This is a genomic window from Acinetobacter sp. AS167, from assembly GCF_037152175.1.
GTDB lineage: Bacteria > Pseudomonadota > Gammaproteobacteria > Pseudomonadales > Moraxellaceae > Acinetobacter.
Genome location: NZ_JBBCMP010000008.1, coordinates 22,135 through 37,249, shown reverse-complemented (window position 1 = coordinate 37,249; position 15,115 = coordinate 22,135). Strand labels below are relative to the sequence as shown.

At 38.3% G+C, this 15,115-nt stretch carries 14 protein-coding genes; 3 read left to right on the top strand and 11 right to left on the bottom strand.

Going from position 1 to position 15,115, the window contains the following annotated elements; translation table 11 throughout:
* Positions 1 to 68: 68 nt before the first annotated feature.
* Positions 69 to 1,394: an OprD family outer membrane porin gene (locus WFN33_RS13715; RefSeq protein WP_336953628.1), complete on the top strand. Its 1,326-nt coding sequence runs from the start codon at positions 69 to 71 to the stop codon at positions 1,392 to 1,394.
* A 100-nt stretch (positions 1,395 to 1,494) separates the two neighbouring features.
* On the opposite strand, the gene ppa is transcribed toward WFN33_RS13715, so the two are convergent.
* Together ppa and WFN33_RS13705 are read right to left on the bottom strand one after the other, a co-directional pair.
* Positions 1,495 to 2,019 carry an inorganic diphosphatase gene (ppa, locus tag WFN33_RS13710; RefSeq protein ID WP_151801800.1) on the bottom strand — a complete coding sequence of 175 codons (525 nt, stop codon included), beginning with the start codon at positions 2,017 to 2,019 and terminating at the stop codon, positions 1,495 to 1,497.
* A gap of 121 nt (positions 2,020 to 2,140) precedes the next feature.
* A complete protein-coding gene (locus WFN33_RS13705) occupies positions 2,141 to 2,539 on the bottom strand; it encodes an MAPEG family protein (RefSeq protein WP_336953627.1) in 399 nt (132 codons plus the stop codon).
* A 67-nt stretch (positions 2,540 to 2,606) separates the two neighbouring features.
* Here WFN33_RS13705 and WFN33_RS13700 point away from each other — a divergent pair, with 67 nt between their 5' ends.
* Positions 2,607 to 3,032 carry a hypothetical protein gene (locus tag WFN33_RS13700; RefSeq protein ID WP_336953626.1) on the top strand — a complete coding sequence of 142 codons (426 nt, stop codon included), beginning with the start codon at positions 2,607 to 2,609 and terminating at the stop codon, positions 3,030 to 3,032.
* Positions 3,033 to 3,123: 91 nt separating this feature from the next.
* Here the strand turns inward: WFN33_RS13700 and WFN33_RS13695 are convergent, their stop codons facing one another.
* From WFN33_RS13695 to WFN33_RS13665, 7 genes are all read right to left on the bottom strand, one after another.
* A complete protein-coding gene (locus WFN33_RS13695) occupies positions 3,124 to 4,797 on the bottom strand; it encodes a long-chain-fatty-acid--CoA ligase (RefSeq protein WP_336953625.1) in 1,674 nt (557 codons plus the stop codon).
* Positions 4,798 to 4,946: 149 nt separating this feature from the next.
* A complete protein-coding gene (parC, locus tag WFN33_RS13690) occupies positions 4,947 to 7,166 on the bottom strand; it encodes a DNA topoisomerase IV subunit A (protein WP_336953624.1) in 2,220 nt (739 codons plus the stop codon).
* Positions 7,167 to 7,898: 732 nt separating this feature from the next.
* Positions 7,899 to 9,218, bottom strand: a complete 1,320-nt coding sequence (gene niaP / locus WFN33_RS13685) for a niacin transporter NiaP (RefSeq protein WP_336953623.1) — start codon at positions 9,216 to 9,218, stop codon at positions 7,899 to 7,901.
* 54 nt (positions 9,219 to 9,272) lie between these two features.
* A complete protein-coding gene (locus WFN33_RS13680; RefSeq protein WP_336953622.1) occupies positions 9,273 to 9,776 on the bottom strand; it encodes a GNAT family N-acetyltransferase in 504 nt (167 codons plus the stop codon).
* A 61-nt stretch (positions 9,777 to 9,837) separates the two neighbouring features.
* Entirely contained in the window at positions 9,838 to 10,482 is a 645-nt protein-coding gene (locus WFN33_RS13675; RefSeq protein ID WP_004725253.1) for a trimeric intracellular cation channel family protein, read from the bottom strand.
* 61 nt (positions 10,483 to 10,543) lie between these two features.
* Complete coding sequence (locus WFN33_RS13670) at positions 10,544 to 11,011, bottom strand: YchJ family protein (RefSeq protein ID WP_336953621.1); 468 nt, start codon at positions 11,009 to 11,011, stop codon at positions 10,544 to 10,546.
* A 182-nt stretch (positions 11,012 to 11,193) separates the two neighbouring features.
* The gene (locus WFN33_RS13665) at positions 11,194 to 12,777 is read right to left on the bottom strand and encodes a TerC family protein (RefSeq protein ID WP_336953620.1); all 1,584 of its coding nucleotides are present in this window, start codon (positions 12,775 to 12,777) and stop codon (positions 11,194 to 11,196) included.
* Positions 12,778 to 13,150: 373 nt separating this feature from the next.
* Between WFN33_RS13665 and WFN33_RS13660 the strand changes: the two genes are divergently transcribed.
* A complete protein-coding gene (locus WFN33_RS13660; protein WP_336953619.1) occupies positions 13,151 to 13,783 on the top strand; it encodes a TIGR00730 family Rossman fold protein in 633 nt (210 codons plus the stop codon).
* Between the two features lie 111 nt (positions 13,784 to 13,894).
* Here WFN33_RS13660 and WFN33_RS13655 read toward each other — a convergent pair whose 3' ends face one another.
* Positions 13,895 to 14,248 carry a GlpM family protein gene (locus WFN33_RS13655; RefSeq protein WP_151801796.1) on the bottom strand — a complete coding sequence of 118 codons (354 nt, stop codon included), beginning with the start codon at positions 14,246 to 14,248 and terminating at the stop codon, positions 13,895 to 13,897.
* 100 nt (positions 14,249 to 14,348) lie between these two features.
* On the bottom strand, positions 14,349 to 15,113 hold the full coding sequence (locus WFN33_RS13650; RefSeq protein ID WP_336953618.1) for a hypothetical protein: 765 nt from the start codon (positions 15,111 to 15,113) through the stop codon (positions 14,349 to 14,351).
* Between the last annotated feature and the right edge of the window lie 2 nt (positions 15,114 to 15,115).

The following is a 15,115-nucleotide window of genomic DNA, read 5'->3' as shown; positions in this document are numbered from 1 at the left end:
CAATTCATCCACAATCTGTTCTGAATTCGATCAGTCAGTGCAATCTATTCTCGTTCACGAGGCAATTCATGTTGAATGCTCCAAAACTTACTTTAGCTGTATTAATTAACGCGGTTCTAATATCCCCTACATTTGCTAGCGAACAAAGTGATGCAAAAGGGTTCGTTGAAGATGCCAAAGGTTCTGTATTGTTTCGTACAGGCTATATCCTTCGTGATAAAAAACATGGTATTGACGATCAAAGCTCATTTGCACAAACTGCAATTGTCGACTTAGATTCAGGCTTCACTCAAGGTATCGTCGGTTTCGGTGTTGGTGTGGTTGGCGATGGTTCTTTTAAAATCGGTCCGAACAACCATGCTGGCAATAACATGATTGCACTCAAAAATAATGGTGCAAGAGATGCAAATGGACGAGTTGATCCATATGATCATTGGGCACGTGGTGGAGCAAATGTAAAAGCTCGTTTCTCAAATACGACTGTACGTTATGGTACTCAAGTTTTAGACCTCCCTGTACTTGCAAGTAATACAACACGTCTTGTCCCTGAATATTTCACAGGGACATTATTAACCAGCCATGAAATTAAAAATTTAGAACTAGTTGCGGGTAAATTCACCAAAGACCAAATGTCTGATCAGATCAAAACAGATGGTAATAAATTGGATGATGCGATTGTTTGGGGTGCCAAATACAAATTTGATGACCAGCTTACTGCATCTTATTATGGTTTAGACTCTAAAAATGCCTTAGAACGTCATTATATTAATGCCAATTATAAATACCCATTAGCAAATCAAAGTTCTTTAACTTTTGATTTCAGTGGTTATCACACCAAGTTTGATAAAAATGCCAACACCTATTCTGCAACTGGTCCTGTCGATGTTGATTACTCAAGCACAGGTAAAGCAGGCGTAGAAAAAACCAATAATATTTGGGCATTGTCTTCTACTTATAACCAAGGTCCACATACTGTTATGTTGGCTTATCAACAAAATACAGGTGATGTCGGTTATGACTATGGTCAAAATGCTGATGGTTTCCAAAGTATTTATCTACCAAACTCTTATATGTCTGATTTTATTGGTAATCATGAAAAATCAGCTCAAGTTCAATACAACCTAGATTTTAGCAATTATGGTGTTCCTGGCTTAAATTGGACCACAGCATTTGTGTATGGTTGGGATATTAAAGTCCGCAATGTCACTGATGATGCACAAGAACGTGAATTCTTTAATCAGGTGAAATACACCATGCAAAGTGGTTTTGCAAAAGATGCGAGCTTACGTCTACGTCACTCTTACTACCGTGCAAGTGAAGCGTATAATCCTGTCTACATTGGTGATACCAATGAATGGCGTATTTTCTTAGATATTCCTGTGAAATTTTTCTAATTTAGAATAAATCCAAAGAAACAAAAAACCTGCATTTAATAATGCAGGTTTTTTATGGGTTTAAAGATTATTTTATCTTTAAACTTCGCTTAAATCAGGATTATTTCGCAGCTTCAATTGCTTTCAATACTTCAGCTTTTGCAACTTCTGAACCTTCCCAACCTGTCAATTTAACCCATTTACCAGGCTCTAAATCTTTATAATGTGCAAAGAAATGCTCAATTTGGTTAATTAACAAAGCTGGAAGATCTGAATATTCTTTCACATCTTTATAAAGTGGAGTCAATTTGTCATGTGGAACTGCGATAAGCTTCGCATCAATACCACCATCATCTTCCATATTTAATTTACCAACAGGACGACAACGAATCACTGAACCATGTACCAATGGGTGTGGAGTTACAACCAATACGTCTAATGGGTCACCATCTTCAGACAAAGTATTTGGTACATAACCATAGTTCGCTGGGTAGAACATCGCTGTACCCATGAAACGATCTACAAATAAAGCGTCTGAATCTTTATCTACTTCATATTTAATCGGTGCAGCATTTGCTGGGATTTCGATAATTACATAGATGTCATTTGGTGCATCTTTACCAGCAGGAATATTGCTATAGCTCATAGGATACTCTTTCAAGTGAGGTCTTATTTAAAATCTTGTCGATTATAACGCTAAATTGCGCAAACAGATGCGGATTATACATTTTGCATCATCAAAATGAATGAATTTTATCGAAAACTACTTAGACCATTCGAATAACCAATAACAATAAAATAATTGGGCAAGCTACGGACAAAGCCCAAATGATGGTCCGTAGTGCTGAAATATTAGCAAGATAGCAAATCCCATAAATAATGCGTAAAACAATATAGGCGATCCCTAACATCATAATCAAATGTTGTGAGACCACCATGTATTCAGCCATCAGAATCGCAGCAATAAATAAAGGTAGGCTCTCAAAACTATTCTGCTGTACTGCATTGGCACGTGCAGCTAAACCCGTGGTTTTTGCTAAAAATTCACGCGGATTCTGATTATCAGCAGCTTTAAAGCCACCAGATGCTTTCGCAATAATGGTAAAAACATAAGGAAGTAAACAGGCAATTAGAATTAAATATATGATGCCATCTATCCCAGACATGATTTTTTCTCATGAAGTGTTAATGCGAGTTATCATAGCATGGCATGAACAGAATATTTTTTGTTAAATGCAGAGTTTTGCAAAATTGTGTAGTGAGGACAATAACGTGCAACCAGATCAAAATGAATTGTTTGAGGTTTTAGAAAAGCAGCGCCATCAACAAGCTGAGATTGATCGTATTCTTAAAATTGTATTGCCAATTTTGGCTTTTCTATTATGCGTGATTTGTGCAAATTATAATTGGCAATCTACCTTGGGAACGCTCGTCGTTCTGGTGGCGGCCTTTTTTGCCGTCGGCATAAAGCGTATGAATCTATATTTTTGGTTAGCCATTATTATCGTGTACTGTTTAATTGATATCTATTTTAGCTATGGCAGTATTAACCCCTCAGCACTAGGTCGTCAAATGGGAACCATGCTGACATTTACAGGGATTGTTGGCTTAAGCCGCCCCTATATCGATGGTTGGTATATTCGTTCTCATAAAAATTAGATTTTGAATTGAACAAATATACCTAGCTATTATTTTCGATAGAACATAAAAAAGCGCCACGATTGGCGCTTTTTTATGTTTAATTTTTCAATTACTTACGTAAATCTTTACGGAGAATTTTACCTACATTAGATTTTGGTAAATCATCCATAAACTCAACATAACGCGGGCGTTTATACCCTGTTAAGTTTTCTTTTGCATATTCGAGCACTTCTTCTGTGGTTAAAGATGGATCTTTTTTCACCACAAATAATTTTGGCACTTCACCAGATTTTTCATCAGGTACACCAATTGCTGCCACTTCAAGAACTTTCGGATGTTGAGCTATCACTTCTTCAATTTCAGAAGGATAAACGTTAAAGCCAGATACTAAAATCATATCTTTCTTACGATCTACAATTTTAAAATAACCACGTGTGTCCATGAAACCAATATCACCTGTACGGAAATAACCGTCAGCTGTCATAACTTTTTCAGTTTCATCTGGACGATTCCAATAACCTTTCATCACTTGAGGACCACGAATCGAAATTTCACCCTGCTCACCTTGTGACAAATGATTGCCATCATCATCTAAAATTGCGACATCAGTCAATGGTAACGGAATACCAATTGTGCCACTAAACTCAGTCGTTGCAGGCGGGTTCGCAGTTGCGACTGGAGAAGTTTCAGATAACCCATAACCTTCAATAATGATGGTTCCAGTAACTTTTTTCCATTCTTCAGCAGTTGACGGTAACACGGCCATACCGCCGCCCATCGCCATTTTTAACTTACTGAAGTCAAGCTGTCTAAATTCTTCATTATGTACCAGTGCATTGAACAAGGTATTTACCGCAGGGAAGAAACCCGGTTGGTATTTACGTAATTCTTTAATCACCGCTGGTAAATCACGTGGATTTGGAATCAGAATATTTGCCTGACCTTTATACATACCATACATCGCACACACCATGAATGCGAAGATGTGATAAAGCGGTAAAGCACAGAAGATACGATCGTCTTTCGCACCATCACCTTGACCAAATTTACTTTGGAAAATACCATCACATTGCAACAAGTTTGCAACTAAGTTACGGTGCGTCAGCTCCGCCCCTTTGGAAACACCCGTAGTACCACCTGTGTATTGAAGTACAGCAGTATCACTGAGGGTCATGGTTGGACGTTTATAATTGCTTGGGCTTACTTTTGCCAATGCTGCATTAAACTTAATATGTCCTGGAATATTCCAGTCTGGAATTTGTTTACGCACTTTACGTAAAACAAAATTCACCAAAGTACCTTTTAAAGTACCCAACATATCGCCAACGGATGCAACAACAACATGTTTTACAGGTGTTTTGCCAATAATCGCTTGATAAACAGTCGCAAAGTTTTCAACAATGACCAATGCTTCAGCACCTGAATCATTAAGTTGGTGTTCTAATTCTCGTGCTGTATAAAGTGGATTCACATTCACAAGTACCAAACCTGCACGGAATACACCTAAAGCGACAACTGGATACTGAAGGACGTTAGGCATCATCACAGCAACACGTGAACCTTTTGCCAAACCTAAGCTTTGCAGATACGTTGCAAATTTACGGCTTGCCAATTCAAGGTCACTGAATGACATCACTTTATCCATGAAGATAAAGGCATCACGTGAACCAAACTTTTGGAAATTACGCTCAAAAATATCAATAAGAGAGCTATTTTCCTGTGGCAATTCTACTGTTTCTGGAATTCCAGTCTTTTGATATTCAGTGAACCAAATTTTTTCCATAATGCCATAATCTCCAATCAGTAATCCTTAGTTTTAAACTGTTTTTCTCAATATTGAACATAATTTTTTGGCTTCTTTGTGCTCAATATTGCATCCATTTTCACGAACACTTTGCATATATAACGTATTTCAATCCCAGGATGCTAGTTTTATCTTTGAATCAACAGTTTATTTGCTTTTTGATATCCACGCGGTAACAATTGACCTTTTGAGGCGCGTTTACCGATATATTTCTGCAAATCATCCCCTTTTAATTTTAATTGTTGCTGCCCTGCAAGCACTTGTATTACCTCATCTAAATTCAAAGTTAACATAAACTGAATAGACTCTTTGGTTTCAAGTTGTATCAACTTATTTCCTTTACCTTTATTGAGCGTTGGCAACTCTGATAACTCAATTAAAAGTAGGCGTCCTGCTGAACTGAGTATAGCCAAATGAGTATGATTTTCAATGACTTCGATTGGCATTACTGTCGCATTTTCAGCAACGGTCAGGAATGTTTTACCCGCTTTAGCGTTTGTATCCAATTGTTTAGCGTGTGATTTAAAGCCATAACCCTTTGAACTTACAGCAACTATTTCCTTTTCTTCATTTTCAATGAGAACTTGCATAAAGCCCACACCATTGGCAGGAGAAAGTTTTGAACTCAACGGTTCTCCTAAACCACGAGCCGATGGCAAACTATTAATGGCCAAAGCGTAACTTCGTCCTTTTTCATCTAAAATATATACTTTCTGGTTAGACTTACCTTGTGCTGAACTTAGGTACCGGTCACCAGCCCGGAAGCTTAATTTTTCAATATCAATATCATGACCTTTTGCTGCACGAACCCAACCCGCTTCAGAAAGGATCACTGTTACCGCTTCAGCAGGCATTAAATCTTGTTCACTAATTGCTTGTGATTCCTCACGCTGTACAATTGGTGAACGGCGATCATCACCAAACTTTTTCGCATCATCTTTGAGCTCTTCGATAATCAAAGATTTTAATGACTCAGGATTTGCAAGTTGTTCACGAATCACAGCTGCTCTCGCCTCAAGTTCTTCTTGTTCACGGCGCATTTCCATTTCTTCAAGTTTTGCCAAATGGCGTAACTTGAGCTCTAAAATTGCTTCTGCTTGAACTTCATCAATATTAAAACGCAGCATCAACACCGGTTTAGGCTGATCTTCTTCACGAATAATCTTGATCACTTCATCAATGTTCAAATAAGCAATGATCAAACCACCGAGAATATGTAGCCGCTTTTCAATTTTATTCAAATGATATTGCAGACGACGTGTGACAGTACTCTTACGAATTTCAATCCATTCTAATAAAATTCTACGAATTGATTTGACTTGTGGGCGCCCATCTGCACCAATCATGTTCATATTGACACGATAACTCGATTCTAAATCGGTTGTCGCGAACAAATGACTCATTACTGCATCGGCATCAATGCGGTTTGAACGTAATACAATTACCAAACGGGTTGGATTTTTATGGTCTGACTCATCGCGTAAATCACTGACCAATGGCAGTTTTTTAGCTTGCATCTGATCAGCAATTTGGGTGATGACTTTCGAGCCAGAAACTTGATATGGTAGCTCAGTGATAATAATTTCATTTTTTTCAATAGTATATACTGCACGGGTTCGATAACTACCGCGTCCAGTCATTTGAATTTTTAATAATTCATCACGTGGCGTAATAATCTCTGCTTTGGTCGGTAAGTCAGGTGCAGGGATATATTCTGCAATTTTTTCATCCGTTAAGTTTGGATTACGGATTAAAGCAATCGTACCTTTAACGACTTCACGTAAATTGTGGGGTGGAATATCGGTTGCCATACCTACCGCAATACCTGTCGTACCATTCAGTAAAATATTCGGTACACGCGCAGGTAAACTAACTGGTTCTTTCATTGAGCCATCAAAGTTATCTTGCCAATCACAAGTGCCTTGACCTAATTCAGAAAGTAACAGATCACTATAGGGTGAAAGTTTGGCTTCGGTATAACGCATGGCTGCGAATGATTTAGGATCATCAGGTGAACCCCAGTTACCTTGCCCTTCAATAAACGGGTAACGATAACTAAACGGCTGTGCCATCAAGACCATGGCCTCATAACACGCTGAGTCACCATGCGGATGGTATTTACCCAATACATCACCGACTGTACGTGCAGATTTTTTCGGCTTACCGCTTGGTTTTAATCCCAATTCGCTCATCGCATAAACGATACGGCGTTGTACAGGTTTTAAACCGTCACTGATGTGTGGCAATGCACGATCCATAATCACGTACATGGCATAGTTAAGGTAAGCTTGTTCTGTAAATTCTGCTACGGAACGGTTTTCTGTCGCATGATGCGCAAGGCTTGTCATAACAACCTTTTATCCTAAATAAGTTCGTTCTAAATAAATGTTTATGTATCTACGTTCTTATGCTAAGTCGCAGGGTCTGACTACACAAGTGCAAGTGTACCCTACAACGACAAATTGCGTCTTTAGATCTTTCTAATGAGGTAAAATTATCCATTTTTTAACAAATGAGCAACTTTTATTTAAATTGGTATTTTAAAATTTGGATATGCAGTTTATTTCCAATGAAATTTATAAATGCTCAAACTTATTGAAGTGACCCATTTCGCGTTTTTATAGAATGGATGCTCGAACTCAACAACCACCCGATCCCATATAGAAGCAGCAAAGTAACAGGAACTACAAAACTGTACGCTTGCGTCCAAGACAGCCGTTCGAATAAAGGGCCTAAGCCAATTGCATTAAGTGCTGACACTTGAAAACCTATGGGTAATTGTAAGAAAACAAAGTTTCCTTTGTTATCCGTCATTGGATCTAACGCGATATAAAGACAAAATGCGGTAAGTAAAAGATAAACAATACAAAAGCTTAATCCTATTTTACTTTTCATTATTCCGCCCTCAATACTGGTCTGATCTATTTGATAATATCTCTATAAATGATTGGTTTTTTTAATTTTAACGTTAGAGAAATTAAAATGGCTGAGAGGTAAGATTAACCCTATATCAGCCATTCTATAATTTTTTTTACTATAGTTTTTTTCTGCTCTTTTCTTTTATATATTTCAATAAACAACTATAACCCAATCTCTTCTAAGGTCTTACCTTTGGTTTCTTCACCCAAGATCAAAACCACAGCGGCAACAGCGAAAAGTACAATCGTAAACATCATAAAGACTGAACTAAACCCATCACTTGCCACCATCATATGGGTCACCACCAACGGTGCGACAATCCCCCCCATACGACCGATTGCAGATGCCCAGCCTGAGCCAAAAGCACGAATATTGGTTGGATATTGTTCAGGCGTATAAGTATATAAAACCCCCCATGCACCCAAATTAAAGAACGACATTAAGCATCCCCACAACATAATCATATTGACTGAGGTCGCTTGGCCAAAGAAGTAAGCAGAAAGCGCACACAGACCAATAAAACCAGCGAGGGTTGCTTTACGTCCAAGCTTTTCCACCAACCAAGCCGCAGCCACATAACCGGGTAATTGCGCCAAAATCATCCCGAGTACATATTCAAAAGACTGCACAATGGTATAACCCTGCTTGACCAGCAGACTTGGTAACCATGTAAAAATACCATAATAAGAATAAACAATCCCAAACCAAATCAACCACAACATCAAAGTTCGGCGAGCAAAACTACCAGACCAAAGTTGTGAAAATGTAATTGTTTGTTTTGCTGAAACAGATTTGACTTCAATGGTTTCAATCACTTCCACATCACATTGCCGTTCCAGTTTCTGTACCAATGCATGAGCTTCTTCAATTCGTCCACGATTAATCAGATAGGGAACAGACTCTGGCACTTTTTTGAGAATCATAAAAACATAAATGGCAGGTAAACCACCAATCAAAAATGCAATATGCCAACCATACTCAGGAATCACAAAATAAGAAATAAGTGCAGCAACAAGCCAGCCAAGTCCCCAGAAACTTTCTAAAAGTACAATAAATCGACCACGTACTTGAGCGGGGATATATTCACTGACCAAAGTCACAGCCACAGGAAGTTGGCCACCCAGCCCTAATCCGACAATAAAACGGAATACCAATAACCAAGTCAGATTCGGCGCAAAAGCACATAATGCGGTTGCAATGCTATAGGTCACTAAGGTAATCGCAAAGACTGTTCTACGACCAATTCGATCGGCCAACCCACCTGAAAATACAGCACCAATTGCCATACCCACAAAGCCTATGGAGACCACCCAACCTTTTTCAGTAGGGGTCATTTGCCATTCTTCTGCCATTTTGGTGAGAATAAAGGAAATGAGTCCTGTATCCATGGCATCAAACATCCAGCCCAGTCCAATTACCCAGAGTAAGGTATAGTGAAATTTCCCTATGGGTAAGCGTTGTACACGTGATACTAAATCCATAATGCACTCAACAAATATGTAAAAGCAGAAATAACTTTGGCACGCTGTTTAACTTTAAAGACTTAACAGGAGAATTTCTCCTGCTAGTCCGTCAAAATCTTTAAATTCTTTAGAATGGAAACCATTATTTATCAATATTTTTCTTGAAGGTATATTTTCAGGATCAATAATAGCCATGAGATGTGTTAAATGGGGTTGTTTTTTTGCATGGTCAATTAAAAATGCTACAACCTGACTGGCAATGCCTTTCCCCCAGTATTCGGGTAAAAGCATATAGCCCAATTCCGCTGTTCGTGCTATTGGTTGATCCAATTCAATTTTGGCTAAACCCATAAATTCATGTGTTTGAGCATCAAGAATTTTATAATTTCCCAATGCCACATCATAGGCATTCTTAGATAAAATCTTACTAAATTCTGAATGTGCTTCCTCAAGCGTTAATGCTCTTTCGGTAATCATTTGCATGACTTTAATATTTTTGACCAATTCAAAATACACAGCAAAATCTATGTCTGTAAATTTTTCAAGTTTAATATTTTGATGAATCCGATATGACATACCAAGCTCAAAGTTAAATGCAGGAATTCACAATCAATAGTTGCTCTTCAAGCATTCATCCTTAGGACTCATCTTTAGAAGATGCCGATTGTTCATCATCATCTTTATAGATAAATTTCGGCATTTCCAAACCAAAATAAATCGCCACACAACGTAATGCAAAACCAAAAACTAAAGTAGAAACCACAGTAATTTCAAGCGATAAACCAAAATCAATACAGAACCAATAGAAAATCACTGCAACAAAGGAAATCGACGCATACAATTCACGACGGAATACCAATGGAACATCATTACACAGAATATCTCGTAGAATACCACCAGATACCCCTGTTAATACTCCAGCAACGGCGGAAACCACAAAACCATGGCCCATTTGCAAGGCAATTTGACAGCCAATAATGGTAAAACCAATTAAGCCTAAAGCATCCAATAATAAGAAAATGGAATGTAAGTGCTTCATCCATTTGGCAATAATAATGGTGACAAAGGCAGCACAGCACGTCAGGACAAGGTATTCAGGATGTTTGACCCAAGTCAGTGGATAATGTCCGAGTAAAACATCTCGCACAGAACCGCCACCGAGTGCAGTGACACAGGCAATCAGTATCACCCCAAACCAGTCCATACTACGTCGTCCTGCGGACAACGCTCCAGTCATGGCTTCTGCTGTAATGGCTATAATATAAATAATCGTCAGTAACATTGCCCTTCATCCACTGATGGGAAAAGATGCGCGCTATTTTAAGTCAAAAACGAACTAATAGTTATAAAAATTGTGCGCAACATTGCTTAAATTTTTTGGCGGATCCACAAATACATGGCTGTTTCATAGTGATTGGCTGATCTGTGGTTGGATCTAAGAAATACCATACATCATCATGCTGGACAAAGTGTGAAACTTCATGGTGTATTTGAGCCTGCTGACCATCATGAAAATGTGCTTTAAATTCAACTTGAGCATGATTTTTATCCAGCTTTTCTTGGGCTTGTACCACTTCGAGACTGAGCCATTGATTGGCTTTGCTCCAATCTGAAATCGCTTTAACATCCAAAGCTTGTTGCTGCCCAAGCGCAGTGGTCTGAACAATATAATCAATCTCATGTTTGGCAAAAGCGCTATAACGCGAACGCATCAATTGTGCTGCTGTCTTGGCTTTGTTCTGTCCCAAGTGTAGCGGCTGACAACATTCAGCATAAAGCGCTGAACCACATGGGCAGGATAGATTGGACATGAAAATACTCAAAATCTGAATAGGCTCAATGATAATCCAACCCAGCTGGAAATCGAAACCTATTCTTTCTATATGAATGATGCCATTCAGACATCATTTTAACGATATGGTTTAAATCATTATTTTCAAAAACAAAATAAAAAGAAGCCAGTCTTTCGACTGGCTTCATTACAACAAATCCATTAGGACTCAGCATCTTTAGATTTTGTTAATGCCATAATATGCACCTTCTCAATCTTATGCCCATCCATCGTTACCACTTCAAACTCATAACCATCGACTTGAAGCTTTTGACCATTTTCAGGCAAACGCCCGAGATGGAACAAGATATAACCCGAAAGGGTTGAGTATTGTTCTGACTCATCGACTAAATCACGACCTAACAGCAAAGAAACATGACGAATATCGGTTGAACCTTCAAGGATCAACGAACCATCTTCAAGACTTTCCGCAGCAGCTTCTAGTTCATCTTCATCAGGGAACTCGCCTGCGATTGCTTCAAGCACATCAATCGGCGTTGCAATCCCTTCAATTGACCCATATTCATTTAATACAATCGCCATTTGTAAGGGTGCCTGACGAAGTTGCTCCATCACCATCAATACTTGTGCATTTTCATGCACAATCACAGGCTCGCGTAAGTGTTTTTCAAAATTTAAAACACCCGTTTCGATATAATCATTCAAGACTTTATGGGTTAAAACAATACCCGCGATATTATCCAATTCACCATGGGCCAAAATTAAACGAGAATGTGACATTGCCATCAAATTTTCTTTAATGCTGGCTTCGTCTTCATCCAAATCTAACCATTCTAATTCAGGGCGCGGTGTCATGACCGATTTTACAGGACGTTCTGATAGTCCCAAGACCCCTTGAACCATAACACTATGGTAAGCGCCATTTTCATCATCAAAAATTTCATCTGCCAGTGCTTGTGTTGCGATCACATCATCCGCTTTACCATTTTGACTATCGGCACTTTTTCCACCTAACATTTTCAAGACTGCTGAAGCTGTACGGAAACGTAAGTCGGTCGTTGTCACCATTTTCTCTTGGTTTTTACGCATGGTTTGGTTCATAAACTCGATCAGTACCGAGAAACCAATCGCTGCATATAAGTAACCTTTTGGAATGTGATAACCAAAACCTTCGACGATCAATGAAAAACCAATCATCATCAAAAAGCCAAGACATAGAATCACGACTGTCGGGTGCTTATTGACAAAGTCCATCAAGGCTTTTGATGCCCACAGCATAATAGCTACGGCAATCACCACAGCGATCATCATCACTGAGAGTTCTTTCACCATTCCCACAGCGGTGATCACACTATCTAGGGAAAATACGGCGTCTAAAACAACAATTTGGACAATGACCATCCAAAATACAGCATGAACAGGATTTTCTTCTTTAAGATCCTGACCACCTTCAAGGCGTTCATGTAGTTCCATTGTGCCTTTGAACAATAAGAACACACCACCAAACAGCAAGATCAAATCACGCCCAGAAAAAGCATGCTCAAAGAGATGGAATAATGGTTCGGTTAATGTCACCACCCATGCAATGGATGCCAGTAACACCATTCGCATACAGAGGGCAAGTAAAAGCCCAATAATCCTTGCTTTATCACGTTGTTCAGGCGGAAGTTTTTCTGCCAAAATTGCAATAAACACAAGGTTATCAATACCCAAAACGATTTCTAAAACAACTAAAGTTGCAAGACCAATCCATGCAGAAGGATCAGACATCCACTCAAGTATCATTGATCTTGCTCCATTGAAAATGTGCAATAGCTATTTTCAGCATGTGAGAACTGTAAATTTTGGAATTGATAAGAAAACTTTAGTGTATTTTGAACTATTATTTTGTCTAAAGATTGTGCATTTTCGGAGCGACTACAACCACTACCCATGATGATTCATTTGTTGATAAATAAGCGTTAATTATAGGCAATCCAGATAGGAATTTCATCTCATTTATCAGGATTTTTACTGATTTATCTAAAATTAAATACAAAATCAAAGTGATACAAATCATTGCAAAAGCGCCGATAATACAACATGTTTTTGTCACATTTCTTACTTAAAGTAGTAGAAATGTATAAGAACATGATAAGTTAAGGTGAAAAAATAAATTATGAATAGTGTATTGCCTGTAATGATGAATAAACCTTTCGAATTAGATCAACAACAACATAAAGCCACACAATGTTTAATCGCACTCTATTGTGGTTCCCGACCCGGAAATAACCCCACCTATCGAGAAAAAGCCATCCAACTTGCCCAAGGTATCGCAGAACAAGGTTTTGGGATCGTCTATGGCGGTGCAAGTATTGGCTTAATGGGCCAAGTTGCAGATACGGTCACGGAACATGGTGGTGATGTTGTGGGTGTTATTCCCGAATTTATGCTGGATTATGAAATTGCCCATAACCAATTAACAGAATTACATATTGTACAAAACATGCATGAACGTAAGGCTATGATGGCTGAACGCGCGAGTGCTTTTGTCGCTCTACCAGGTGGCTTTGGTACCTTTGAAGAAATTCTAGAAGTCGCGACATGGGGACAATTGAATCAACATCAAAAACCGATGATGTTATATAACGTCAATGGTTTCTATGACCATTTGATTGCGCAATTAGACCATGCTGTTATTGAAGGCTTTTTACCGCCTCAACATCGGGCAAAACTGATTGTGTGTAATCATGCAGATGAAATTTACAATGCCATTAAGAACCTAGAAAGCCCAAAACAGTTTATTGTTTAAATATCTCATTATTAAAATTCATCCCTAAAAAATGAGCCTTGATCAAAGGCTCATGAACTTTACAATCAACTCAAAAGTATTCATTGCAACTCTTTTTCTTGATTCAATAAATCATAAAACCGATCCATTCTGAAATAATTGCCATGCATAAATCAACACAGCAGCAGCTACAATCCAGCATAACGTTGCAATCCCTAAACAAGACCACATCGAAAGCTTAGTTGCCAGTAAATAAACCATGAACAAATAAATGAAATACGGTATCAACGACCACAGCCCGAATAAGGCTGTTTGCTTTAAGGCTTCAGCACCTTTTTCCTGCGCCACAATCACATGTGCGATCAATGCAAATGTTGGAAAAAGTGGAACTAAACCTGCAATATAAAATGCCTTACTTTTTGAAAGAATTGAAATCAACAAAACCACTGCTGCACCCAGAATACATTTCAAAAATAAAGACAACATCTAAAATTACTCGAACACATGATCAGTGCAAGAGTTTACGCCAAGCATGTAAATTTGAAATCTAAAATATTAGAAATTTAATGCGCTATAAGTTAAACCTTTAAAAAGCGCGTTTTAATTTGCCTCGGTTAATAAACGCAACCAAACCCATGACAATCGCCATCACAATAAAAAAGATAAATTTTAGCTCACCTCTACTCAAGTGCATCTCAGATTTATTCACTTCCGCTTGAGTAAAATCGGCTGGTACTGGAGGCAAAGGTGAGGCATAAGTAGCTTGAATATTTTTAAAATTTAATTCACTGAGTTCAGCAGGCTTTTCACCTTTGCCCACCAAAACATAAGCCGCAACAATGTCAAAATCCAAAGGATTTTGAATGCCAAATTTCACTTTGGTGGGTTCATAAGTGTTGTATTCAGGGATCCAGTCATTTACTTGACTATAAATACGTATGCTATCAGTTTTTTCCAATATCGGATCTGTAATCAGCTGTTCTGACGTATCTTCGATGAATGTGTTTAAGCCTTTGAATTGCTTGAGTGAATATTGATTGGTTTGCGTCAAATTTTCTGCGATCAGTGTTTGATATACAGCATGCTCACTGGGATTGGCTTTATTTAACAGGCCATGATTGTCCATGATAAACTCAACTTTTGCAGTAAGTCCTGGATAATTTTGTCGTCCAACCAAATAAACCGCTGTCCAAATCTGATCCCCCGCTTGTACATTTTCTAATTCTAATTCGTATAATTGATTGGGTTTTAAATTGAACGCTTGATCAAATAAAACTTGTGAAGTCTCGCCTGCCAAGACATTGCAAGAAAATGCAAAACAAACAACTGATATAATTTTTCGTATATTCATTT

What these genes read in the sequence shown, in the direction of transcription:
- WFN33_RS13715 (WP_336953628.1), top strand. Translation starts at nt 69, where the DNA reads ATGTTGAATGCTCCAAAACTTACTTTAGCTGTATTAATTAACGCGGTT.
- ppa (WP_151801800.1), bottom strand. Translation starts at nt 2,019, where the DNA reads ATGAGCTATAGCAATATTCCTGCTGGTAAAGATGCACCAAATGACATC.
- WFN33_RS13705 (WP_336953627.1), bottom strand. Translation starts at nt 2,539, where the DNA reads ATGTCTGGGATAGATGGCATCATATATTTAATTCTAATTGCCTGTTTA.
- WFN33_RS13700 (WP_336953626.1), top strand. Translation starts at nt 2,607, where the DNA reads ATGCAGAGTTTTGCAAAATTGTGTAGTGAGGACAATAACGTGCAACCA.
- WFN33_RS13695 (WP_336953625.1), bottom strand. Translation starts at nt 4,797, where the DNA reads ATGGAAAAAATTTGGTTCACTGAATATCAAAAGACTGGAATTCCAGAA.
- parC (WP_336953624.1), bottom strand. Translation starts at nt 7,166, where the DNA reads ATGACAAGCCTTGCGCATCATGCGACAGAAAACCGTTCCGTAGCAGAA.
- niaP (WP_336953623.1), bottom strand. Translation starts at nt 9,218, where the DNA reads ATGGATTTAGTATCACGTGTACAACGCTTACCCATAGGGAAATTTCAC.
- WFN33_RS13680 (WP_336953622.1), bottom strand. Translation starts at nt 9,776, where the DNA reads ATGTCATATCGGATTCATCAAAATATTAAACTTGAAAAATTTACAGAC.
- WFN33_RS13675 (WP_004725253.1), bottom strand. Translation starts at nt 10,482, where the DNA reads ATGTTACTGACGATTATTTATATTATAGCCATTACAGCAGAAGCCATG.
- WFN33_RS13670 (WP_336953621.1), bottom strand. Translation starts at nt 11,011, where the DNA reads ATGTCCAATCTATCCTGCCCATGTGGTTCAGCGCTTTATGCTGAATGT.
- WFN33_RS13665 (WP_336953620.1), bottom strand. Translation starts at nt 12,777, where the DNA reads ATGATACTTGAGTGGATGTCTGATCCTTCTGCATGGATTGGTCTTGCA.
- WFN33_RS13660 (WP_336953619.1), top strand. Translation starts at nt 13,151, where the DNA reads ATGAATAGTGTATTGCCTGTAATGATGAATAAACCTTTCGAATTAGAT.
- WFN33_RS13655 (WP_151801796.1), bottom strand. Translation starts at nt 14,248, where the DNA reads ATGTTGTCTTTATTTTTGAAATGTATTCTGGGTGCAGCAGTGGTTTTG.
- WFN33_RS13650 (WP_336953618.1), bottom strand. Translation starts at nt 15,113, where the DNA reads ATGAATATACGAAAAATTATATCAGTTGTTTGTTTTGCATTTTCTTGC.